The 22,284-nt window shown below is 51.5% G+C and carries 23 protein-coding genes; all 23 read right to left on the reverse strand.

Translation table 11 applies throughout. The features are described 5' to 3' along the window. Position 1: 1 nt before the first annotated feature. Positions 2-1,087 (reverse strand): chain-length determining protein, encoded by a 1,086-nt coding sequence (locus tag NLK58_RS06215; protein ID WP_341582323.1) that lies wholly within the window; start codon positions 1,085-1,087, stop codon positions 2-4. Continuing rightward, positions 1,084-1,746: an ABC transporter ATP-binding protein gene (locus NLK58_RS06220; protein ID WP_341582324.1), complete on the reverse strand. Its 663-nt coding sequence runs from the start codon at positions 1,744-1,746 to the stop codon at positions 1,084-1,086. The genes NLK58_RS06215 and NLK58_RS06220 overlap by 4 nt, the downstream gene beginning before the upstream one ends. Continuing rightward, positions 1,743-2,537: an ABC transporter permease gene (locus NLK58_RS06225; protein ID WP_341582325.1), complete on the reverse strand. Its 795-nt coding sequence runs from the start codon at positions 2,535-2,537 to the stop codon at positions 1,743-1,745. The genes NLK58_RS06220 and NLK58_RS06225 overlap by 4 nt, the downstream gene beginning before the upstream one ends. Next, a complete protein-coding gene (locus tag NLK58_RS06230) occupies positions 2,537-4,276 on the reverse strand; it encodes a polysaccharide biosynthesis/export family protein (RefSeq protein ID WP_341582326.1) in 1,740 nt (579 codons plus the stop codon). The genes NLK58_RS06225 and NLK58_RS06230 overlap by 1 nt, the downstream gene beginning before the upstream one ends. Continuing rightward, complete coding sequence (locus tag NLK58_RS06235; RefSeq protein ID WP_341582327.1) at positions 4,273-4,578, reverse strand: DVU3141 family protein; 306 nt, start codon at positions 4,576-4,578, stop codon at positions 4,273-4,275. Before NLK58_RS06235 ends, NLK58_RS06230 begins: the two co-directional genes overlap by 4 nt. Before the next feature lie 179 nt (positions 4,579-4,757). Then, a complete protein-coding gene (locus tag NLK58_RS06240) occupies positions 4,758-6,161 on the reverse strand; it encodes a capsule assembly Wzi family protein (RefSeq protein WP_341582328.1) in 1,404 nt (467 codons plus the stop codon). A 251-nt stretch (positions 6,162-6,412) separates the two neighbouring features. Further along, positions 6,413-6,973, reverse strand: a complete 561-nt coding sequence (locus tag NLK58_RS06245) for a sugar transferase (RefSeq protein WP_341582774.1) — start codon at positions 6,971-6,973, stop codon at positions 6,413-6,415. Continuing rightward, the gene (locus NLK58_RS06250) at positions 6,970-7,917 is read right to left on the reverse strand and encodes an SDR family oxidoreductase (protein ID WP_341582329.1); all 948 of its coding nucleotides are present in this window, start codon (positions 7,915-7,917) and stop codon (positions 6,970-6,972) included. Before NLK58_RS06250 ends, NLK58_RS06245 begins: the two co-directional genes overlap by 4 nt. Before the next feature lie 18 nt (positions 7,918-7,935). Further along, entirely contained in the window at positions 7,936-9,078 is a 1,143-nt protein-coding gene (locus tag NLK58_RS06255) for a glycosyltransferase family 4 protein (protein ID WP_341582330.1), read from the reverse strand. 124 nt (positions 9,079-9,202) lie between these two features. Then, positions 9,203-10,285 carry a glycosyltransferase family 4 protein gene (locus NLK58_RS06260; RefSeq protein WP_341582331.1) on the reverse strand — a complete coding sequence of 361 codons (1,083 nt, stop codon included), beginning with the start codon at positions 10,283-10,285 and terminating at the stop codon, positions 9,203-9,205. Then, on the reverse strand, positions 10,282-11,217 hold the full coding sequence (locus NLK58_RS06265; protein ID WP_341582332.1) for a glycosyltransferase family 2 protein: 936 nt from the start codon (positions 11,215-11,217) through the stop codon (positions 10,282-10,284). The genes NLK58_RS06260 and NLK58_RS06265 overlap by 4 nt, the downstream gene beginning before the upstream one ends. Next, on the reverse strand, positions 11,210-12,538 hold the full coding sequence (locus NLK58_RS06270) for a hypothetical protein (protein ID WP_341582333.1): 1,329 nt from the start codon (positions 12,536-12,538) through the stop codon (positions 11,210-11,212). The genes NLK58_RS06265 and NLK58_RS06270 overlap by 8 nt, the downstream gene beginning before the upstream one ends. Before the next feature lie 320 nt (positions 12,539-12,858). Next, a complete protein-coding gene (locus NLK58_RS06275) occupies positions 12,859-13,668 on the reverse strand; it encodes a glycosyltransferase (RefSeq protein WP_341582334.1) in 810 nt (269 codons plus the stop codon). Between the two features lie 73 nt (positions 13,669-13,741). After that, entirely contained in the window at positions 13,742-14,593 is an 852-nt protein-coding gene (locus NLK58_RS06280) for a polysaccharide pyruvyl transferase family protein (RefSeq protein WP_341582335.1), read from the reverse strand. 1 nt (position 14,594) lies between these two features. Further along, positions 14,595-15,395 (reverse strand): sulfotransferase, encoded by an 801-nt coding sequence (locus NLK58_RS06285; RefSeq protein ID WP_341582336.1) that lies wholly within the window; start codon positions 15,393-15,395, stop codon positions 14,595-14,597. Between the two features lie 18 nt (positions 15,396-15,413). Beyond that, the gene (locus NLK58_RS06290) at positions 15,414-16,697 is read right to left on the reverse strand and encodes an oligosaccharide flippase family protein (protein ID WP_341582337.1); all 1,284 of its coding nucleotides are present in this window, start codon (positions 16,695-16,697) and stop codon (positions 15,414-15,416) included. A gap of 50 nt (positions 16,698-16,747) precedes the next feature. Further along, a complete protein-coding gene (rfbC, locus tag NLK58_RS06295; protein WP_341582338.1) occupies positions 16,748-17,314 on the reverse strand; it encodes a dTDP-4-dehydrorhamnose 3,5-epimerase in 567 nt (188 codons plus the stop codon). A gap of 9 nt (positions 17,315-17,323) precedes the next feature. Then, positions 17,324-18,193: a glucose-1-phosphate thymidylyltransferase RfbA gene (gene rfbA, locus NLK58_RS06300; RefSeq protein ID WP_341582339.1), complete on the reverse strand. Its 870-nt coding sequence runs from the start codon at positions 18,191-18,193 to the stop codon at positions 17,324-17,326. A gap of 687 nt (positions 18,194-18,880) precedes the next feature. Then, complete coding sequence (locus tag NLK58_RS06305; protein WP_341582340.1) at positions 18,881-19,639, reverse strand: Wzz/FepE/Etk N-terminal domain-containing protein; 759 nt, start codon at positions 19,637-19,639, stop codon at positions 18,881-18,883. Positions 19,640-19,936: 297 nt separating this feature from the next. Further along, a complete protein-coding gene (locus NLK58_RS06310; RefSeq protein ID WP_117617716.1) occupies positions 19,937-20,368 on the reverse strand; it encodes a putative toxin-antitoxin system toxin component, PIN family in 432 nt (143 codons plus the stop codon). 15 nt (positions 20,369-20,383) lie between these two features. Then, positions 20,384-20,656: a type II toxin-antitoxin system prevent-host-death family antitoxin gene (locus NLK58_RS06315; RefSeq protein WP_341582341.1), complete on the reverse strand. Its 273-nt coding sequence runs from the start codon at positions 20,654-20,656 to the stop codon at positions 20,384-20,386. Positions 20,657-20,811: 155 nt separating this feature from the next. After that, positions 20,812-21,291, reverse strand: coding sequence for a transcription/translation regulatory transformer protein RfaH (gene rfaH, locus NLK58_RS06320; protein ID WP_341582342.1), 480 nt, complete (start codon positions 21,289-21,291; stop codon positions 20,812-20,814). 197 nt (positions 21,292-21,488) lie between these two features. Beyond that, positions 21,489-22,268, reverse strand: a complete 780-nt coding sequence (gene cysQ, locus NLK58_RS06325; RefSeq protein WP_341582343.1) for a 3'(2'),5'-bisphosphate nucleotidase CysQ — start codon at positions 22,266-22,268, stop codon at positions 21,489-21,491. Positions 22,269-22,284: the final 16 nt, after the last annotated feature.

Below are 22,284 nucleotides of genomic sequence, written 5' to 3' on the forward strand. Positions count from 1 at the left end.
GTTAGTCCCGATGGTCCCTGACGACAGATGCAATCAGGTGAAAAATGGCGGCGATCAACAGCACCATAATGGCGAACACGGTGATGTTGTATAACCGTTCGGGCCGGGTGGGAAATTCCGGAAGCGTCGGGTATTCCAGAACGGAGATCTGCTTGAGTTTTCTGGAGGCTTCCACCCGGGTTGATTCCAGCGCAACCAGGGCATTGGAGTAGAGCTCCAGGGCAAATTTGGCGCGCATTTCCAGGGTTTCGTATTCGGCAGAAACCCGGTTCAGGGATTCACCACTCTCGCGAGCCAGCTTGTTTCTTTCGATTTCGATTTGTTGTTCAAGGGCCTGGGCTTCGTTACGCAACTTACGGACCTCCGGAGAGCTTTCGCTCTGGAAGCTTTTCTGGGATTTGATCCGGGCTTCCAGTAAGGCTAACTCAGCCTGGAGATGAGACACGGTTGTAAAGATAGCTTCCACGGTTTGGGTGGGGGCGACTAGTCCGTTCTCATTCTGGTATTTCAGGATGGCATCGCGCGCCTCGAACAACCTCTGCTCCAACTGCTGGGCTTGTTGGTCAATAAACTCAACCTGCTCCTGCGCAAGGCGCTGGCCCATCAGGTTCATGTGCTGCTCACCTTCCTCAAGCAGTGCCTGGGTTATGGCCTGCGCCATCTCCGGGGTGTAGGCCTGAACCTGAACCTGCAGCAACTGGGCATAATCGTCAAAGTGCACCTTGATCATGCCTTGCATGTACTCGTAGAAGGTTTCGATGGGTACGTCTTCGCTTTCAAGTCTGGACAACCAGTCAATGCTGGGCTGAGTGTAATGGCTTCGCAGTTTCAGCTTTTCATCCAGCTTGCGAATCATGTTGACGGACTCAAGGTGGTCTTTCAGCAAAAGCAGATCTCCGGAGCCGCTGGTTCCGGAAAGCAGAGAAGAAACGTTCAGGCTGGCCGGGTTGATCTCGGGGGACTGCAGGACTATGTGGGCCCTCGATACATACCGGTCTGTTGCCAGCAGGCCCCAATAGACTATCGCCAGCAGAACAGCGACCAGGGCCAGCAGCCAGAACGGGTTTTTCTTCAGAAATCGGGTCATTTACCGAGGCTCTCGTGGTATTGCTTGATGGCATCGTGGATGTTGTCGAACCAGGTGGCATTGCCCTTTTCCAGAAGAACGCCGGCCTGGCATAAATCTTTGAGCATGCCTTCCTGGTGGGAAACCATGATAATGCTTGCTTGCCCTACCCTGTCATGGAAGGCTTTGGTGGCTTTTTCCTTGAAGGCTTTGTCGCCTACGGCTGTGGCTTCGTCTGAGAGGTACACGTCGAAATCGAACGCCAGCGACAGGCCAAAGGCGAGGCGGCTGCGCATACCGGATGAGTAGGTTTTTACGGGTTGGTCAAAGGCTTTGCCGATTTCCGCGAAATCCTGGACTTTCTGGATCAGCTCCGGAATACGGCTGTTACCGCCGTGAATCCTGGCAACAAACTTGACGTTCTGGCGGCCGGTCATAGAGCCCTGGAACCCTCCGCCAAGACCGATTGGCCAGGATACCCGGCAGTGGTGGGTGATTTTGCCTTTGTCCGGCGCATCCATGCCACCAATCAAACGCAGCAGGGTGGACTTACCTGCACCGTTGCGGCCGACAATGCCCACGCTGGTGTTTTTCGGGATCGTGAAATCAACACCTTTGAGCACCCAATCGCCGCCAAAAGGGCCGTGGTAGCGTTTGTATACGTCTCGCACTTCGATCATTGGGCCAATAGCCTGACCTTGTAACGCACCTGCAAGAGCAAGCCCAGTAACAGGGCACCGAGAACCCACCAGGCGGGATACAGCAGGCTGACTCCATCTATCAGCCGATAGCCCTCAAAAAATCCATAACGGATATTCTCGATGAGGTGGAGTACCGGGTTGAATAGAAGATAATAACGGATGTCCTGGGGGAAATACTGTACCGGAATGATGATGCCCGAGAGAAAATACAACGGGAACATAATCATAGTCACAAATTTTTGCAGTTCTGGAAGTACGGTGATGACTACCGAGAAAACAAGGCCAGCCCCGAGGCCGAAAAGCCACACCAGGCACCAGATACCGATTACATATAAGGGGTCATGCGGCACCATGTGCTGGCCCAGAAGGGTAAACACGAGCACCAGAACCAGCATTACAATGGTGCTGAGCACGCCCTCAAGGCCGGAACGAACAAACAGGGTGTCTGCCGGATGGACCTGCCGGTATGCAAACAGTGCCCGGTTAGCCGAAATGGCGTTCATCCCACGGTTCATCTGATTGCGGAACAGAATAAAGGTTGTTACACCAACAACCAGCCAGGGCACGAAATCCGCACCGGGAATGATTCGGGCATGCCCGATGAGCGTCCGCACCCAGACCAGCAGCAACACATGAGCAACCGGCTCTGCCATCAACCAGAACCAGGCAACCCGGTCCGCGGTAACGCGGGCCAGTGCCTCACGCATAAACAGCGCATGCCAGACGTGGATGGTTACCCGCCAGGGGCTTCGAACAATCGCTTCAGCCATCAGAGATCAAGGGCTACCCTGGTTGCAACAGCAATCTGGTATAGAATCTGGGTGACCGTTGATGCGATCTGCAGATTCTTGGTTTCAACCTTTGGCAAGACCAGAATCTGGTCGCCCGGGCGCAATGGCACTTCGCCGGCATCCCTAACTTCGCCGTTCTGGCGGGCGATGAGAATATGATCATCGTCTGCGTGCTGGCTGAATCCGCCTGCCGCTTCGATGTAGTCGCTGACAGCTCGGCCCGGTACGTAGACCAGGGATTGCGGAATATAGACTTCTCCGCTGACCAGAATAGAATCCGTGCGCTGGGGCAAGGTGATCACGTCGCCATCCTGCAGGCGGATGTCCACCAGTTTGCCCTGATGGGCCACCACCAGGCGGCCGTTGGGTTCTACCTGGCGGGCTTCGCGCACAAACTGGGAGATCAATTCAGCTTCTCTGGCCCGGATGGCGGATTCTTCAGCCGTAGAGGAGGAAGCGCCGAGGTAGGTGGTTTCCAGGCGGCGCAGGCTTTCATCGAGCGCTTCTTTCTGGCGCTCGGCAACGCTTTTCCGGCGGATGGAGATGCTCTCGTAGGCGGTTTCTTCAGGGTTTACCGCCACTTCGTTAAGCAGTTCATGCAAGGAGGTGCCTTTGGGAACCACGTAATAGGAGCGGCCGAGGTAGGCGCCTTCAAGTTGCACTACCAGGCTGTCGGCACGCTGGTCTGCCAGGAAAATCACTTCGTCGCCATCGGCCAGTGCCGTGGCCTTGAATTGCGCAAGCCGGAGGTACCCGGAATAGGGCTCTACGCCACGTTTTCCGCGTATCAAAGCATGGGAAACCCCAGGCAGCAGTGGCGCCATTTCAGTGAGCCTGGCACCCATCAAGGGGCCATCTTTCAGCTCGAAGACATGGAATTGGCCTACGTCGCCCAGCACGGTGATCGCCGGGCCGCGGCGCTCTACGAAAACGGTATCGCCATCCTGCAGCTGCGGATGCTGCAAGTCGCCCTTGAGGATAAAGTCGTACAGATCCAGCTCGGCGATCACCTTGCCATCTCGCCTGAGGGTTATGTTGCGGTAGCTGCCCAGATCCGGGTTGATACCGGAGGCCTGATCCAGAAGGTAAAGCACAGAATCACTGGGCACGCCAACATAACGGCCAGGCTTGTTCACAAATCCGGTTACAAATACGGCGACCGGCTGAACGCCCTGAAGGTTGGTGTATACGCTGACGTTATCCGGGTACACCTTCCGCACAGCGGATTTTACAATCGCATCAAGCTGGGCGTGAGTGACACCCTCAACCTGCACGGGGCCTACAGAGGGAATAAAGATATTGCCCTGGGCATCAACCGGGAGCACCCGGTCCAGTTCCATGGCACCCCACAGCCTCAGGGTTATCTGGTCGCCGGGGAGTACCCGGTAATCCGGGTTCAGGCCATCTGAACGCAGCCCCCGGAAGCCGCCTTCAAACAGGCCTGCGCCGAAGGGTGTCAGTTCCGCTTTCTGATCTTCTGTCAGAATCGGGCCATAGGTGCCCGTCTGGCGATTGGTATTGGATTGCGCTTCACTGGCGGCCGCATCCGCTTCGGATGCTGAGCTTGCCTGAGTGGCCGCTTCAAGCTGCGGTAATAGCCTTTCCCTCTGGCTGGCGGGAATGTCGCCCAGGCTTTGGGCCTGGAGTGGCAAGGCCAATGAAACTGCCAGGAGCAAGAATAGCCCCTGGATGAGCTTTTTCAGAGACACCTCGTTCATTTGGCGTCTCCTACGGTCAGCTGCGGGCGGTCTGTTTCCGCAGGAGAGAAGGCCCGCGTGGCACCCCAGCGCCCCGAGCCGTACTTGCAAAGATTAACGGCATCAGGTGCAACACCCTGACTTATGATGGTGGTTGAAAAGCAGGGTTTTCCGGAAGCGGAGAAGTACCTGGCCTTCATTTCGATTCGGATGTTTTCTCCCCAGGGCGTCCTGGCCAGAGACACCACTTCACCGGGCCCAGCCTGTTCCACCTCGTTTGAGTGCGCTTCTGAAAGGTAGGTGATGCTGTCCCCTGTGTACATCCAATCTGACGTATAGCCTTTTGAAGAAGCAGCCTGATGCCCACCTCCAGTCGCGGCGCAGCCTGCCATCAGGAATGAAGACACCAACGACAGGAGCAATTTGCCGGGAATTTTTCTGGGTGATACTGACTTCATGTGCACGGGGCCTGAGTTTTGGGTATCAGAATGAGTAAGATTTATCAGAATGAATGGGTCCAACGGGCTGACAAGGACCACTGATCCAGCTCACCGGAGCGGACTTCAATTTTGTCTTCCGCCAATTGTGCAAAAAGGCTCAGCTTGCCAGTTCGCACGGGTATCTCGTAGTACCCGGAAACCACAAAGACACGCTGATCGCGTGCGGGAACCGTATATTCTACCTCAGGATCCGGTGTGCTAACGCGGGAATCGGGATTTCCCATAAGATCCAGCAAACTGAGGGAGACCCCCAGAGTGCTGCCTCGTTCGAAAAAGTCGTAATAACCAAGAGTGATCAACTGACTATCAGAATCTATCGATGCCGCCATGTTCCGCCCCTTATACCGGTACCCGGTGCGGTAGACCCTGTGCTCGTAACTGATATCGGGCATCGGATCCCCGAACAGATTATCCGCAAGGGTATCGGCGCCTTCAACAAACCAGCGCTGTTGCCGGCCCCAGAGGCTCGTGGTGGCGTCTGCACCGAAGAGCCAGGATTTTCGGGAGGGAAAGCCTCCGGCTTCGTCTTCTCCCATCATCTGGCCATAAACCCCGGCAGTCTCGCCTCCAACCTCAAACCCGTAACGAACGTCGACGGCGCCGAGCTGGTTGCTCGGGTCTTGTGAGCTGTCCCGGGGGTTATCATTGCCGGTAAAGGCATCCCAGAAGGTACCCGGGCTTGAAGAACGCCCCTCTCCGCCGAACAGAAAGGTCCGCGTGAGCCCGATATCCAGGCCCTTAACCGGGCGAAACGTCCCCCTGACACCAACCCACAAGGGCTCTGGTACTTCACGCGCTTGTTCGAGCTGGCTGGCTGCAAAGGTTAACTGCCAGGGGCCAATCCAGGAAAGGATCGGCGTTTCGAAGGGAGCTTGGTCCACTCGGTTAAACCAGATCCCGGGGGCCGGCCTGGCGTTGTCTGAGAGGATCAGGCTGGATTGCCAGCCAGGGCCCCACCAGCGGTCAATAGCACCGGCTCCGAACTGCCAGTTAAAGGCACTGAGGGTGATGAAAGAGCCATCCAGCCGGAGCGTGTCGTCATCGGAGGGATTTACAGCCACGGAAGGACTAACACCGGCTGCCCACCAGGCTCCCTGGTACTCAATATCGAGGCCCAGCTCACCTTGTTCACGGGGTTCGCCGGCGAAGCTTCGCAGAAAGGGTGTCTCCGAGGCGCCTTCCAGAGTGATACGGCTGCTTGCTCCGCGCTTTGTCTCGCGGTCTACGGCTTGCTTCTGTATCGGCCAGGTGGTAACTGTCCGGTTGAGCTGGCCGGAATCCGCCTGGCTCTGGATTTGGTGCCGCGCCCGAAGATCTCCGGGACTGACCCAGGGTGCCGAGAAGGTGGCAAAAGGAATCAGGCACGCTACCGCCCCACCGACCAGGGCCCAGTGTTTTGAGGTCATAGAATGGATATCAGTTAAGGACAGGCAAAATAAAGGCGGGGACAACAAACTCCCGACTGCGTCCCTGTCAGTTCGTGAATGCTCTTAGGTGAATGCGCGCAGATTCTACTGCAATCGCAGGAACAGAAAAATGGAAAAAAGGCTGACACACGGGGTTTCAGGCAGTTAGGCGGGTAAAGAATTGTTAAAGCTTTCAGAATGCATGTATTTTAACCAGATTTCAGGCAAAGCCGGACCGCGAGGTGGGCTGGTTACCCGCCTTCCCCCGGTATACGGTCGCCCGCGCCTTTGCCGGCGACGGTCATGAAAATGTACTTGAAGTACGCAGGCAGGGTGAGATTCTGAAGCATCTTCTGGTCGGTTTCCGCGAGCAGGCGAGGGGTAGACATATCGATATCATTGACCTGCGCCAGGCCTGTTATACCGGGGCGGGCACCAAGTACGCCTCGCCGTTCCCTTTCGGCAATCAATTCCTCCTGATTGAACAAACAAGGCCGGGGGCCAACGAGGCTCATTTCTCCTTTGAGCACGTTCCACAGCTGGGGAAGCTCGTCCAGCTTGGTGCCACGCAGAAAGCGGCCGAAAGGCGTGATCGCGTTGGCACTGGCCAGATGACTTGCCACCGAAGCGGTGCCTTTCCTCATGGTGCGGAACTTGACCAGGGTAAACGGTTTTTTGTTCCGCCCCACCCGCTGTTGCCGGAACAGCGGCGAGCCGGTATCAAAAAGGCCCACCACCAGCAGAATCAGCAATATCGGAGCCCCCAACACCAGCCCAAGCAGGGAAAAGAAAAAATCAAACAAACGAATCAGCATACATTCTCCGGATCGAAACAGCGGCGCAGCCCTTCTTCAACTGAAAAGGGCGGCTCCCAGCCCAGTAGGTTACGGGCTTTCGAAATATCTACCTGCAAAGAACCCAGCACGCGCTGCGCAACTGCCGTTTTACCCAGCAGGCCCGCACCGAACATCAATACCCCTGCAGGTACCGGAATCAAACGGGCAGGTTTACCCATAGCCTTACCGATTCCACGCAACAACTCCGTAGCAGAAAGGTCCTCGCCATCTCCGGCCAGGAACACCTGATTACCGGCCCTGGGGTGATCAATGCAGGTGATTATAAGGTCCACCAGATTATCCAGAGCCACCAAAGAGCGTTTGTTGTGGATGGCTCCCAGGGGGAGAGGAAGGCCTTTCTCAAGCAGTTTGATCATGGTGGCAAAGTTACCCTTTACACCGGGGCCATATACCAGAGGCGGGCGGATGATAACCACCTCCATGCCGGTTTCCTCAGCTAAAGCCTGCAATGCCTGCTCCGCCTCCATCTTGGAGATGCCGTAGGCGTCCTCGGGAGCAGGTTTATCATCCGGCCTGAAAGGTTGATTCAATGGGGTGTGTTCACCATTCACCTTGATGGAACTGATAAATATAAACCGTCGGACACCGGCTTTGGCGGCCTGGCGGGCAAGATTGAGCGTGCCGTCGACGTTAACTTTGCGGTATTCGGCCAGCGGATCTTCGGTTTCATCCCGCATAACATGAGCACGGGCAGCTGCGTGAATGACCAGATCCTGTGTATTCAGCGCTGCCACCCAATCTGTGCTCGTATTCAGCTCACCAACAACAAACTCTTTTCCACAAACTGCGGTGCCAGATTGGCGGACCGCACACGCCAACGAAACGCGGTCCGACTGGTCAAGCTGGTGCGCAAGGCGCCTTCCAATAAATCCAGTGGCGCCAGTTAGTAAAACTCTCATGAACTAAACCATCCGTAGTTAATCATGCCCCGAAACCTCGTCATAGATTTTCAAGTGCTGGGCGACAATGTGCTCAATAGAAAAGGCATCTTCCGCCAGCATGCGACCGGCTTTCCCCATTCTTTTCCGAAGCCCGGAATTTTCAATCAGCTTTTGAATTGCGTTCGCCAAGGCAACTGGATTCTTAACAGGAACCAGAAGCCCGGTTTCACCGGGTGTTATCGCATCTCGGCAACCCGGCACATCCGTCGTCACCACGGCTCGCCCGCAGGCAGCAGCCTCCACAAGGCTCTTGGGCAGCCCCTCGCGATGAGACGGAAGGCACACGATATTCGCAGCAGTGTACTGCGCTGCAATATCAGAGCGGAATCCCAATAATTCGACTATTCCCTCCTTACGCCACTGATCAAGCTCCGCCTCAGTTACACTTGTAAGATTTCCCGGATCCGCGGAACCAATCAACCTCATCCGGACCTCTAAACCACGATTCCAGAGGAGTCTGGCCGCTTCAACGAACTCAAATACCCCCTTATCTCTCAACAGGCGCGCGGCCATCACCACCACCGGCTTACCCCCCTCCGGCTCAGGCACAGAGGGAAAGTCATCCAGCGAAATGCCGGAACCTCGTATCAAGCGGACATCACCACCATGCAGAGCACCCAGCGAGATCAAAGTATCGCGATCATCCGGATTTTGAAAAATAACCGCCAAACGCTTCTGCTTGAAAGCTGCCAAGTATAATTTGACAATCAGCCATCGGCGCAGCTTTGCCAGTACGGAATCTGCCAGAAATACCGTACCCAGCCCCGAAACCGCAGAAACAACGCCAGGCACCCGACCCAACCGCGCCGCAATGCCACCATAGAGCACCGGCTTAATAGTTATAAGGTGAACAAGATCTGGTTGAGCTTTCTGAAAAAGCCGGGCTAAACTCACCAGAGTTCTGAGTTCCACTAACGGATTCTGCCCGCTTCGCGCAAAACCAATCGGGTGATGGAGGAAACCTTTCGCCCGAATGGTCTCAACGCCAGGCCCAGGAGCCGAGGCGACATGCACCACGTACCCTGCTTCTTTGGCAGCAACGGCTATCGGCAACCGATGCGACAGAAAAAACTCAGGGGCATTGACCACGAACAGTATTACTTTGGGATTGGCTGCCAACGTTTGCTCGCCTTACACATTAGAATTCCTGATTACTTTTTGGTCGAGTGTGATGAGGTTGGAGCCGATAAAGCCGGCAAAGCCTGTGATCAACCAAGACTTTGGCTGCCGTGGGAGTATTTTCTTAAACTCCGTCATCGCAGCCCGCTCCCTTGGCACGCCTCAAAACGTCCACAATTCGTGGTCCCTGAGTCTCTGTAGAATAGCATCGCCACACACGCTCCCTGCCATTGCCTCCCATCCGGGCTCTTACTGCGGGATCTTCGTTCAACAAATCAAACAAGGTGCTCCGCCACTCATCCGGGGAACTTGCGAGATACCCCGTTTTTCCTTCCTCGACAATCTCGCAGTTAACGCCCACAGGTGACGCCACAACGGGCACTCCACACGCCATGTACTGAATCAACTTATAGCCACACTTTCCTCTCTCCCACAGCGAGTCGACCAAAGGCATGACGCCGATATCAAATTGCTGCACAGAGTCCACTTCAGAAGCTTCCGTCCATGGCCAGGTCTCCACCGGGGTACCTTCAAAATCTGCCGGATTAGCCCCAACGGCGACAAAGCGCACAGGCAGCACTTGCTTGAGCGTTTCAAACACAGGAACCAGCACTTCCAGATAATGACTGGTTTGCGGTGTGCCTATCCACCCCACTGTCAGGACTTCTGAGTTCGCTTTTTGCCTGGGCCGGTAACGGTCAGCATCTACCGCCGTCGGGATAATTTCGACTCTTTTTGCGCCGGCCTTCCGGGCCCGATCTGCGAGGTACCGGTTACCGGCAGTCACGCAGTTGGCATGGCGCATAACGGAATCGATTTTTTGCCCCAACAACCTCCGCACCCAACGATAGGTATGGCAATCGTAACGATGAAACAGGGCATCGTCGTAATCCACAACATAGGGCACGCGCATGAGTTTCAGGAAACGTTCGGCAATAGCCGGCATAAAGGGAAAAAGCTCCTTCTCGATAATGACGACATCAAACCGTCGGGCAGAAAGTAATGCCAGAATCCGAACCACGTAGCCTTTCAACACTTCGCGCCAGCGGGAACCGCCTTTGTACAGTGCCTTTACGTAAGCATCCGACAACAACGGCTTTACAGTGACTTCGATGCCTTTTGACTGGAAATACGGTAAATACTGCAAGAAGCGAACACGGGAACTGGCGCCCAACGGTCCGTAGCGGGATAACAGCAGGACTTTCATGGGTTATAGCGCCCCTCGCCTCGCAGAATGTGGCCCATAGCGCGCCAAAGCATGCGATACGCTGCCCAGGTGTGCTTAACACCGGTAACATCGCCGCGCAACAGACACCAGGCCGAGCGGGTAAACGGCTCAATAACATTGGTAACGACCAGCAGCAACCAGGCTTGCCAACGGGGAAAGTGCTTGAACGCGTAGAGCAAACGGCTGCGCAATGAATAAAAAAGACGATGTGCCTTAACCTGCCGGGAAGTACCGCCACCGGCGTGGAAGGCCTGGGCTTCGGTTAAGTACCACGTGGGCCAGCCTGCTTCATTTGCACCTTTTGAAAGATCAACGTCCTCCAGATAAACGAAGAAACGCTCATCAAACCCACCGACTACCTCAAAAGCCCGGCGTCGAATAAGATAGAACGCCCCCATAACATGATCGACACGAGTTATTTCGCCGTGCCCCCAGTCAGCCATATGAATGCCGCTGCCCGTCAAACCGGGCAACTTATCCAATCCCAGCGCGGAGGACACCAGGCGCCCCAATGTCGGGTAGCGTGCGCAAGTTCGACTGACCCTGCCCTGCTCGTCCACCAGTTGAATGCCGCAAATTCCGACTTTCCCGTTCTCTGGCCGTTCCATAAAAGCCAAAGGCACAGATATGGAATCGGCTTCCAGCCGGGTATCTGGATTAAGAAAGAGTATGTAGGGAGATTGGCCCGCTTTCGCGCCAATATTACAGGCTGCACCGAAGCCGAGGTTTTCGCCCGTGTGAATGACCTCTACGCCGGGAAGACCTTCTACTGTTGCTACAGAATCATCGGTGGAGCCATTATCTACAACGATAATGCTGGATAATTCACCTTTGTCATGGTCAAGGACCGAATCTATGCATTCTTTCAATTGGGTGCCAGAGTTCCAGTTTACTGTAACTATATCAATCATACTTGGGCCGTCGGGTGAGATAGGCGTTGATCAGCGCCACTGGGAGAAAAATTACCCAAAGGTAGTCAAACTTCCCCAGGTAGGGGTTAGTGGCATTCATAATGAGAAATGCGCTAAGCGCGGTAATCAGGGGAACGAAAAGCTTGGCAAATTCGGCGTTTTTTCGGGACAGCTGAATCCCTTTTAACGCCACCCAAAGAACAGCAGCGGAATAAATCAAAAAGCCGACAAGCCCAACATTCATCAACAATGCCAGATAAGACAACTCATAGGCCCAAGGCGTATCGTGGGAGCGCACGACATCAACCGTACTTCCAAAGCCATGACCAACGACAGGAGATTCGCTAAACTTCTCCCAAAGTGATGCTGCCTGCTTAAATCGCTCACCACTAGAGGCTTCCTGGCCTTGAAACGCCGCTACAAAATTTTCTACCAGCGCAACAGGGTCTAAACCGATCGCCGTAATGATGCACGCTATCGCCAGAACGGCGAGTACGGAGGATTTAAACGTTAGTGACAAAAATGGCACGGGCTTTAAGTGGCATGAAGACAGCTGCAAAAACGACAGCATGATAAATGGCGTTAGCAACATCACCAGCCAGAAAGCCCTTCGCCCAGACCCCAGAGCAGCGAGCACAATGGCAAACAAGAGCAGATAGATACCAAATTTTCGCAAACCACGAAGCTCACCACGCCTTACCAAAATCACAGAAAGAACAAATGGAAAACCATACATCACAGTGGTCAGCCCATACGTTCGGAACTCAATAAAACCGCCATAGTTGCCAAAAGCCGCCCCCTGAAACTCCAGCAGAGGATAGATAATACTGCCATAGCCCAATAGACCAGCCAGAATGACAGTGAGCGCCATTAAGGTGGCAAACGTTATTCCCACGAGCAATGCAGATTCTATAGATTTAATTACCCGAGGATCATGGGCCAGGCCAATAAAAAGAAGATAGAGTACTGGCCATATGAGATAAACAGACGTAACTTTCAAAGCCCCAGGTGCGGAGTTGGTCACACCCCAAATGACACCAAAAAGGCCGACCAGCATTGTGAGTAGCCAGAGCAAAATGATATCGCGGTGAACTCGCCATGTCCGAAGCGCAAGCACACCGCCCACAACTGCGATCAATACAAGAAACACTCCACGCGGAGCCTGAAGAGTAGTTGGCACAACAAGCATCAGGGCAAAGAAACTTTGAAGCAGGAAAAGCCATAACTTGGCGGAAAACTTGTGGCCTTTACTGGCAGACTGATCCAATACCGTTTCTTGCTGGGGCAACGACGCACTGATACTACTGTCTATATCTCTCATGCAAAATCTCCCAGCGCTCATGCCGGTTGCAGCATATTAGCGGCTCCGGCCGACATAGCAGCCCCGGACGCCTTTTCGTTTTCCGCCATAGCCTTGATCCGGGAGAGACATAGGCCCAAGTTCCAATCTTCTTTGGCGATGATTTTTTGCTTATGGCTTGTTTGTGGCATAGTCAAACTCAGCCGTTCAGAGGGTGCTTTTTCCGATGCCTGCTCATTTGCCGACACCAAGTTGGGTTTGCTGGAGTTATTGTAATCACCGATGGGTGAGCAACCTCCCAAGACGAGCTTTAAGTGTTGGCTCAGGGGGCACGCAGCCAATTACGGTTGTCGTCGGGCCGACAACTCCTTTGTGATTCGAATCATGCGCGGAAAGCGTGAAGACAAATAAATTCTAGCGGGTAGGAGTGATGATGAGCGATAACTATAGAAGACAGCTTTTGCTAAAGAAAACTGACCTGCTAAATTCAAGCCCTTGGACCTTGGAATGAAGGTCCACTTATAGCCAAACTCTTTTGAATACTTTTCAGCAATGTCAAAATAACCAGCTGCTTCTCGTTCGGAAACTCGATCACGCCCTTCAGTTCGGCTTACGGCATAATCAAACCGTTTTATCTTATATCCATCTTTCACTTTCAATGCACGAATGAAGAGATCCCAGTCCTCCAGAGATGAAAGTTTTTCATCAAAACCACCAAGCTGCTCGAAAAACTCTTTTTTCATCAACACACCGATATCAATACTATTTCCAAACTTAATGTTTTCTAAGCTAATTACTCCAAACCTTTGACCGGGGATCGGTTGAATCTCTGAAAAGTCGTCCATTTCCGCGAACCGACCAGCCGAAATAAATGAATATCTGTCACCAGACTGCTCATAAAAACTCATAATAGAACTCAAACGGCCGGGTAAATAAAAGTCGTCATCATCTAAAAATGTAATCAGCTCACCAATGGCCGACTGAACTCCAAAATTTCTCGCTTGGGAGGGGCCATGGCTACCTGGATTCCGCACCACTCTAACTCTAGGATCAAAACACAACTCTTCTGATAGGTTCGCTGTAGAGTCGAATTGGTTATCATCAACAACTACCACTTCGAGATTATAATACCCTTGATTGAGAATTGACAATACAGCACGCTTAATGCTGTCTCGACCGTTACAAGTAGGGACCACTACACTAACTTTAGGACGCCCCATAGTATTAGAAACTCGGAAAAGACTGAATCAGCTCATTTTCATCATACAAATACTTCTTCACAGTGGCATACTTCTCTATATTATCTATGAGATCCCTTAAGTCGCCTATCGCTGAAATGAAGATGCAACTTTCATTAGGGAAGCTTGTTGTAGAGTAATAGTCTTTATACTTAAAAAAACCACCAGTAATCTTATCGGAAAATGAGATCCACTTGTTAGGAATACCATACGAATCCGACAATATTAGCCCATGCATGGATGATGATACAATAAATTCACATTTCGAAATTTCATCAATAAATGATTCTGGGTCTTGGCGTACGTCAATAACCACTACACCTTCTTCCCCTTCTTTGATAAGCGGTGAGTTAAGATCGACATAATGTGGCACAATACCAATTTTATATTGTTTTTTACTTTTCGGTTGATAAAACATAGGCATTAGCAATCCTGGATCACCCAAAACAACGCTGCCGGGCGCAATAATGCCGTTTTCGATAAGAATCTCTTCAGTTAAATGGCCACGCACCGCCTTTACAGACTGACAGTTCGTTTTATTTCTGAAGCAGCGACGATCCGAAATAATGCCAGTTCCCCAGATCACACTTTTCCTGTTTGCCATGTGAAACATGCTTCCTAGTCCCACCGTATGCCGGAGTAATTGGCTCTTAACGTTGAAAGGTTTTCTTTTCGAAATAACAGAAACCAAATAAGGATTGATTTGATCACCGACATTTAATACTGCATCAAAATACTTAAGGGGGAACCGATGTAACAAAAACACGCTGAAAGCGTCATAAATAAACCATGCTGGAAGAAACAATATTTTATAGGCACGCCTTAGGAAAAGGCCCATTTCAACCTCCAGATTCTTTATACAACATCAACGCTTCATCGATTTCTCTTACCTGCTCTCTAGACAAACTATTCTTTTTGAGCAAAGATTTCTCATTGAAATATTGAAGCTCATTAGGAGGATCAATCTCAAGAAAGTCAGCAACTTTACCCATCTCTCTTACCATATCAGCAGCCAAATCCTCATACCGAATCCCCATAACGGAATCTGGATACGTCTCAATAAGCTCCATACTTCTTTCTGTATGAGCACACCACCGAAAAACAAATCTCTGAATATCTGAAAGCCTATTGCAATAAATATTTCGATTCTTCTCCGTGATACCTAAAAAACGATTTGGTTTTGGATACTTAAAGTGGTTAATTTCCCAAGCTGCAACGCCGGGATGATTAATCATTGAAAAGACGACTGAGTATACGTCTCTATTCAAGGTTAAAAACCTAGCATTTGGAAACCAATTTTTAAGCTGTTCAACATTCCAAATATTGGGATGAGTCTGATCAACCAAAGTTTTTGGATAAACGCTCCTCATCATGCTCGAGTAATACCCTCTCACACTGCTTGAGAGCGGATTCTGGCGGACTGTCAGTTCGGAAATACGGTCGAACATGTACCGACTTTCTTTTCCAGAAAAGCCATCATCAAGCTCAGAAAATGAGTTTAAACATGAGCATAAAAAGTGGGTTCCAGAACGCCCTGTACCTACTATGAAAACTGGACTTCGAAGTCCTTTCCTCGAATTAAAATCTTGAAGCTTAAAGTATGAATTATAGAACAATTGAACTAAACTTTTATACCGCATGAATACCTAAACCTCTGACTAAAATACACTGCATCTTATCCCTAGGCGCTTTATAACTAACATTAAAAGCACCGCATTCCAAACAAATATACTTACAAACACCGCTATTGCAGCGCCAGTTGCACCCCAAAAAGGAACGAGGACTAAGGATATCAATATGTTTAATGTAAGCGCCAACACCTGACCAAATAGGGAATCTTTTTCATGTCCGGTCATAACAAGTAAGTATCCAACAGAACCAAAAAAAACATTAACTAACTGAGCAAGAGAAAGTATCAATAAAAGAGTATACGATGATGACCTATACTCTTGCCCGAAAATCAATCCGATTAAGGGTTCACCAGCAAACACAAACACTAATGCAACCGGCAATGAAATTAGAAATGCAAATCTAGCAGTTTTTTGGGCAATTTCTCGTAAAATATTACGATCACCTTTTTTATATGCATCTACAAAATATGGAGCTACGACCATGTTAACGATTGTCAACGAAAGCAGTACGAGCTGACTACCTCTCTCCGCTATCCTTAAGGCCGCAACTTGCTCATTCGAGCTGAGCATCCCAACGACAATTATCCCGACCTGAACGTTAACTAAATTTATAGCAGCAAGTGCAGTAAAAGGTAACAAAGATTTAAACCAAGATACTAACTTATATGATGGCAGAACTTGCTTTATTTCTGATGGATTGACGAACCTTAACACTAAGCTTGCAACAACAAATCCGAATAGCGCAGAATAGATGTTTGCCCAGATAGCATTACTCGCATTCAATATATTAAGTTGCCAAAATACTAAAATTAAAACAAACGTTAGAATTGGAACGATCAGTTGTTGAGGTATCTCCGAGAGTACAGGCCTCCCCAGTCCTTTAATTAACCCCGCTCTCACTGACATAAAGCCTAAAAGAGGCACAATAAGAATAGCAATTGGTAACAAGTGCCATTTATCAGATTTTAAACTTATGACTGACGAAGAAAATATAAAATAACACGCACCCACCAGTAATGCCGATAACCCTAGTACCCATATGTGCGCTGAATGTAGCAGGCCTTTATAGCGTGACCAATCCTGATCATTTCTTAGAGTCGCCACTTCCCTGGTCACTAACTGCTGCACTCCTCCATTTACAGGAAGACTAAGTATCGGAATCAGAGCCATAATAAATGCATATTGACCAAAGGAGTCCGGACCTAGTGTTCGCGCTAGAATTACACTGCTCAAAAGCCCTACCGGTATGGAAAGGAGTTTTATTGCCCCAACCCCAAGCAAACCACTAATTAGTTTATCTTTTGCTTTCAAATTTTATTAGTCCGGTTGCGAACTCGTATTTCTTTAGCTTCAAGTTTGCTTCAATCTCCGAAAAACTGTCTTAATTCTGGAAATGCTCGATCTAACCTTATGCCCTTTTGATCTTTAGTTGAGAGCTTAGGCTCACCGTTCTCCGTTAAGCCCCATCGAACAGCTATATCAGGGTCATCCCAGTAGATGGTGCGTTCATACTCAGGCGCATAGTAATCAGTGCACTTGTATTGAAAATCCGCCGTTTCACTGGTGACCAGAAAGCCATGGGCAAACCCCGGCGGTACCCACAGCATGCGGTTGTTATCTTCCGAGAGGTATTCCCCCACCCACTGCCCGAAGGTGGTGGAGTTGATGCGCAGGTCCACAGCTACATCGAACACTTGGCCCCGGGTTACCCGCACCAATTTGCCCTGGGGTTGTTTGATTTGGTAGTGCAGACCTCGCAAGGTGTTTTTAACCGAGCGACTGTGATTGTCCTGTACAAAAGTGGCGTTGATGCCTGCCTCCCGAAACGCTTTTTCGTTCCACGTTTCCATGAAGAAGCCGCGATCGTCTCCAAACACTTTGGGTTCGATGAGTTTTACGTCTGGGATTCCGGTTTCGGTTATTTTCATAAAGTCCGCTTACTTGGTTTTGACCAGTTTCTTCAGATAGGCGCCGTAGCTGTTCTTTTTGAGGTTTTCCGCCTCTGCCAACAGCTGCTGTTCGCCAATGAAGCCCATTCGGTAGGCCACTTCCTCCAGGCATGCGATTTTCAGGCCCTGGCGTTTTTCAAGGGTTTCGATAAAGCCGCTGGCTTCGTGCAGGGAGTCGAAGGTGCCAGTGTCCAGCCAGGCGAAGCCCCGGCCCAGCAATTCGACGCTGAGATCGCCCCGCTCAAGGTAAGCCTGGTTTACACTGGTGATTTCCAGTTCGCCCCTGGCTGACGGCTTTACCTGTTTCGCGATGCTTACAACATCGTTGTCGTAGAAGTAGAGGCCGGTAACGACGTAATCAGATTTCGGGCTGGCCGGTTTTTCTTCGATAGAGACGGCACGTTGGTTTTCATCAAATTCCACCACGCCAAAACGTTCTGGATCGGTGACCTGGTAGCCAAATACTGTGGCACCTTTGTCGCGTTTGGCGGCGGTTTGCAGCATGTTGCTCAAACCCTGGCCATAATAGATGTTGTCGCCCAAAATCAGGCACACGCTGTCTTGACCAATGAAGTTTTCGCCGATGATAAAGGCCTGAGCGAGGCCGTCCGGGCTGGGTTGCTCTGCATAGTTCAGGTTGATACCCCACTGGCGGCCGTCACCGAGAAGTCGCTGAAATCCTTGTTGGTCTTCCGGGGTGGTGATGACAAGGATGTCCCGGATGCCCGCCAGCATGAGTACGGAAAGCGGGTAGTAAATCATCGGTTTGTCGTACACCGGAAGAAGCTGTTTGGAGATGCCTCTGGTGATTGGGTAGAGACGGGTGCCGGAGCCGCCGGCGAGGATTATTCCTTTCATTGTGGTCTTCCGTTGGGGTTGAGAGTGGGGTCAGATGGCGGATTTCACAATTTCCCGTGAAGGTTGTGGCGGGCGGGGCTGGCTGGATGAGCCGGTCAACTGGCTCAAGTCCACCCCGTATTGCTTTGCCAAAGCTTCCTGCCGGGTTTTGGGCAGGGATTTGAATTGCTCAGTCTGGGCGGGCTGATCGATTGGGCATTTACAGCTGGTGGCAATAGAAGGCTGACCGTGAAGAGTAGTTTTTTCAGGCTCATTCTATTAAGAGTCGGGGAATCTCCCGGCTCAAGCCAGGGGGCTGCCGAGAGAGGAACACCTGTCAGGCACGCTACCGCCCCACCGACCAGGGCCCAGTGTTTTAAGGTCATAGAATAAGATTATCTGAAAGGCAACAGCGAAACAGCATAAGGAAGGGAACAACTCAATCCCAACGGTATCCCTGTCGGTAAATGAATATGGTGTTTCAGAAGGGAGCAGATTTTACGGCATCGCCTGTGACAAACAAGTGACCAAAAGCCTAACACGAGGCAATTCAGGGGGTTACCTGAGTAAAGAATTGTTAAAGGATGAAAAATGCAATTATCTTGAATTTAGCCACGGACACTCACGGACGCTCACGGACGAAAAAGAAAACAGATATTTTTTATGGGCTTTGTCCGTGAGTGTCCGTGGCAAAACAGTCTCCAATGCTCATGACTCCGACATTTGCGCCTTCACCATACTTGCGAACTCTGTAAGGAATGCGAGGAAAACACCTCCCATCAAACCCAGCAGGCCAGCCAACAGAACAATCAGGCTCCGCGCCGGCCCCTTACGCTCCGCGCTTTCCCGGCTTACAGTCAAAACTTCCATTGGCCGCATAGAGTTGAGGGTAGCCTCAAGCGATAACCGCTTTTCGAAAGCCGCTGCAATGGCCGCCCCGGCATCCGTTGAACCTTCCAGCATTTTTATCGTTGAGGAAAGCGATTCGATTTGCCTCTCCAGATTCTGCTTCAGGCTCGATACAGCCGCCGATTGCGCTTGCGAGAGCTCATCAATCAGCTGGGCATGGACCTGCTTAATGCTCTCCCTCTGAGACGGCGATGCCTCAGACACCATTCGGATCAGCCCGGTGTTCTCCGGATTCTCGAAGCGGACTTTGAACGGGATAGACCCGTCATGCTCTGCGTGGTAAGTCGACTGATAGTCCGGCAGCCAGCGATTCTCCAGTGTTGCAATGATAGCCGCCGGTTTTTCTATGTAGCTACCAGAGTCCTTCTCCGCCAGCTTGACCAGACTGACATAATCGTATCTTTCCGGCATCAGCACGGCGTAAGCAATTCCCGCCAGTAACGTTGAGAAAAGCACTGCGTAAAACACTCTCCGGCGTTTTAGAAACGTAGTTGCCAGATCCACCAGACTGATTTCGTCGTCGTATTGAGGCTGATTTCGGCGATTATTGTCTTCCATTGGAAATCCACCTCACTTTAATCTGTCGAGCACCCCCGGTCTCATCATCAGCTGACCTTGCACTGGATCAGAGCGTTGCCGTGCGCTTGTTATATTTTTATAGCAGATACCGGTACTTTTACCCTCTGCTGCTTCTGCATCAAGTTGATCATTACAATCGGACGTTCATTTTTGCCACGGACACTCACGGACAAAAGCCCAAAAGAATTCTGTTTTTTCTTTTCCGTCCGTGAGTGTCCGTGAGTGTCCGTGGCAAAAAAAGTGAGTGTCCGTGGCAAAAAAATAGTTTGTATGGACTTACAAACCCCCGTGCCTGGACCAGAATTCGGCAGGCGTGATCACGGGGTAATGTTCCTTTAGCACCAGCAGGTCTTTATCACCGGTTATGAGGTAATCCACCGAGTGCGTCTGCATCCCTCTTATCAGGGTTCCGAGTACCGGTGTATCTTTGATGTCTCTCACTGATTCCGGCGGCAGTGCCGCCGGCTCAAGGATTTCAGCCAGCAACCCCAGAATGTCCACGAGGTCGTCTATTTCTGCCTCAGACATTCCATGCCGGCTTCGCAGCCTCGGCAATACTCTGCGAATTTCATCCAGAATATACTCGGAGAGATACACGTCGATGGCCCCACTCCGCCAAGCCTGCATAATTTTTCCAGGAACGCTGGCCGGGTAGGCCATGCCCGAAATGATTACATTGGTATCAATAACTGCCTGAATAGATGCCATCCCTGGTGCCTTTTATTAGCTTCCGGAGCGCTCGTCGGCGATTACACTTTCAATTTCCCTCATGCCTTCTTCCTGAGGCACTTCTGAAAAACCTTTCTCCAACCGCGAACTCAGTGCATCAAAGCGTTGCTCCATTCTGCGGATTCGGCCAAACAAACGGGCATCGACCAAAGCTGCCACCGGTTTACCGTCTTTCTTAATCAGGATGCTGTCGTGCCGGTACTGTACCTGGTTAATCATTTCGCCAAGGTTTTGCCGGAACTTCACTGCGCTGGTTTCTGTGATCATGAGCACCTCCAACCATATTGATCGTATTGATCATAGCACATTGGGATCAGGTACAGCTTTTTTGGCCACGGACCCTCACAGACACTCACGGACAAAAGCCCAATAGAATTTCTGTTTTTTCTTTTCCGTCCGTGAGTGTCCGTGGCCAAAAATTATCAGGTTTTCAAAGCAGATACCGGCACTTTTACCCGCTGCTGCTTCTGCATAAAGCTAATCAGCACGATCGCCCTCGCTTCGCCATCGTAAGCCTGAAAGATCGCATTAATGCCCTCAAAGGGGCCTTCATTCAGCTGTACGGCCTGCCCCGGTTTGATGCCACCCTGCTCGGCCACCGAATCGAGGCTGTCTTTGATGTGCAGAATGACTTCATCACTGATTGCCGCGGGCTTGTTGGCAAAGCTGACGATTCTCAGCACGCCCCGGGTGGAGCGCAGCTTTGCCCACATGGGATCGCTCTGCTCCAGGTTCACGAACAGATAGCCCGGAAAGAGGGGCTCCAGTTTTTTGCTGCGCTTGCCGGCCTTGATTTTTTCCACGGTGATTTTCGGAAAGAAGCAAGCAATATCCTGATTCTGGAGATTTGCAAGAGCGCGATCGCCTTGGGCGGGCTTGAGTTGGAGTGCATACCATGTCATGGGTGGTGAATGTACCAGTTCTTTGTTTTGACGGAATAGGGATTTCACGCATTTTGTTTGTGGTCTTTCAGCTTATAGCGCTTTTTTTAGCCACGGACACTCACGGACCCACACGGACAAAAGCCATTAAAAATATCTGTTCTTTCTTTTCCGTCCGTGAGCATCCGTGAGTGTCCGTGGCTAAAAAATCACTTTCCTTAAGCATCCCCACCCCGAAACCAGCCCCCCGAGGCAATGAAATGCGGATTCAGCAAGTCCTCTTTACCATACCGCAACGGCCTGCCCTCCAGGGTCTCCACCTTGCCACCGGCAGCCATTAATACTGCCTGGGCTGCGCCGGTGTCCCACTCGCAGGTTGGCCCCAGGCGCGGGTAGATGTCGGCATGGCCTTCGGCGATGCGACAGAACTTGAGGGAGCTGCCGGCCTGTACCAGCTCATGCTCACCGAGCTTATCGATGAACGCTCTGGTTTCTTCGTTGAGGTGGTTTTTGCTGGCTACCACACGCTTTACTGCGGTGGGTTCCGCAACCCGTATACGGTGAACTCTGCCGGTGCGGTCACGCTTATGGGCACCCTCGCCCACCACACCCCAGAACGCTTCTTTCAGAGCTGGCGCGATCACGACGCCCATCACCGGCTCGCCGTCTTCGATCATGGCGATGTTAACGGTGAATTCACCGTTGCGCTGGGTGAATTCCTTGGTGCCGTCGACGGGGTCCACCAGCCAGAACCGGCGCCAGTGTTTGCGTTCTTCCCAGGGGATGTCCTTGCCTTCCTCGGAGAGGATGGGGATGTCCCGGCTGATGTTGCGCAGCCCATGGGTGATGATGTCATGGGCGGCGGTGTCGGCAGCGGTGATGGGCGAATCGTCGGTTTTGTAGCTCACCTTGAAATCCGACTGGTAAATATGCAGTACTTTCTCGCTGGCCTCGTCGGCTAATTTGATGACATCGGGAAGGATGGAGCTGTAATGCATGGGCGCGTCCTGCCTG

This window comes from Marinobacter metalliresistant, from assembly GCF_038098645.1.
Taxonomy (GTDB): domain Bacteria; phylum Pseudomonadota; class Gammaproteobacteria; order Pseudomonadales; family Oleiphilaceae; genus Marinobacter; species Marinobacter metalliresistant.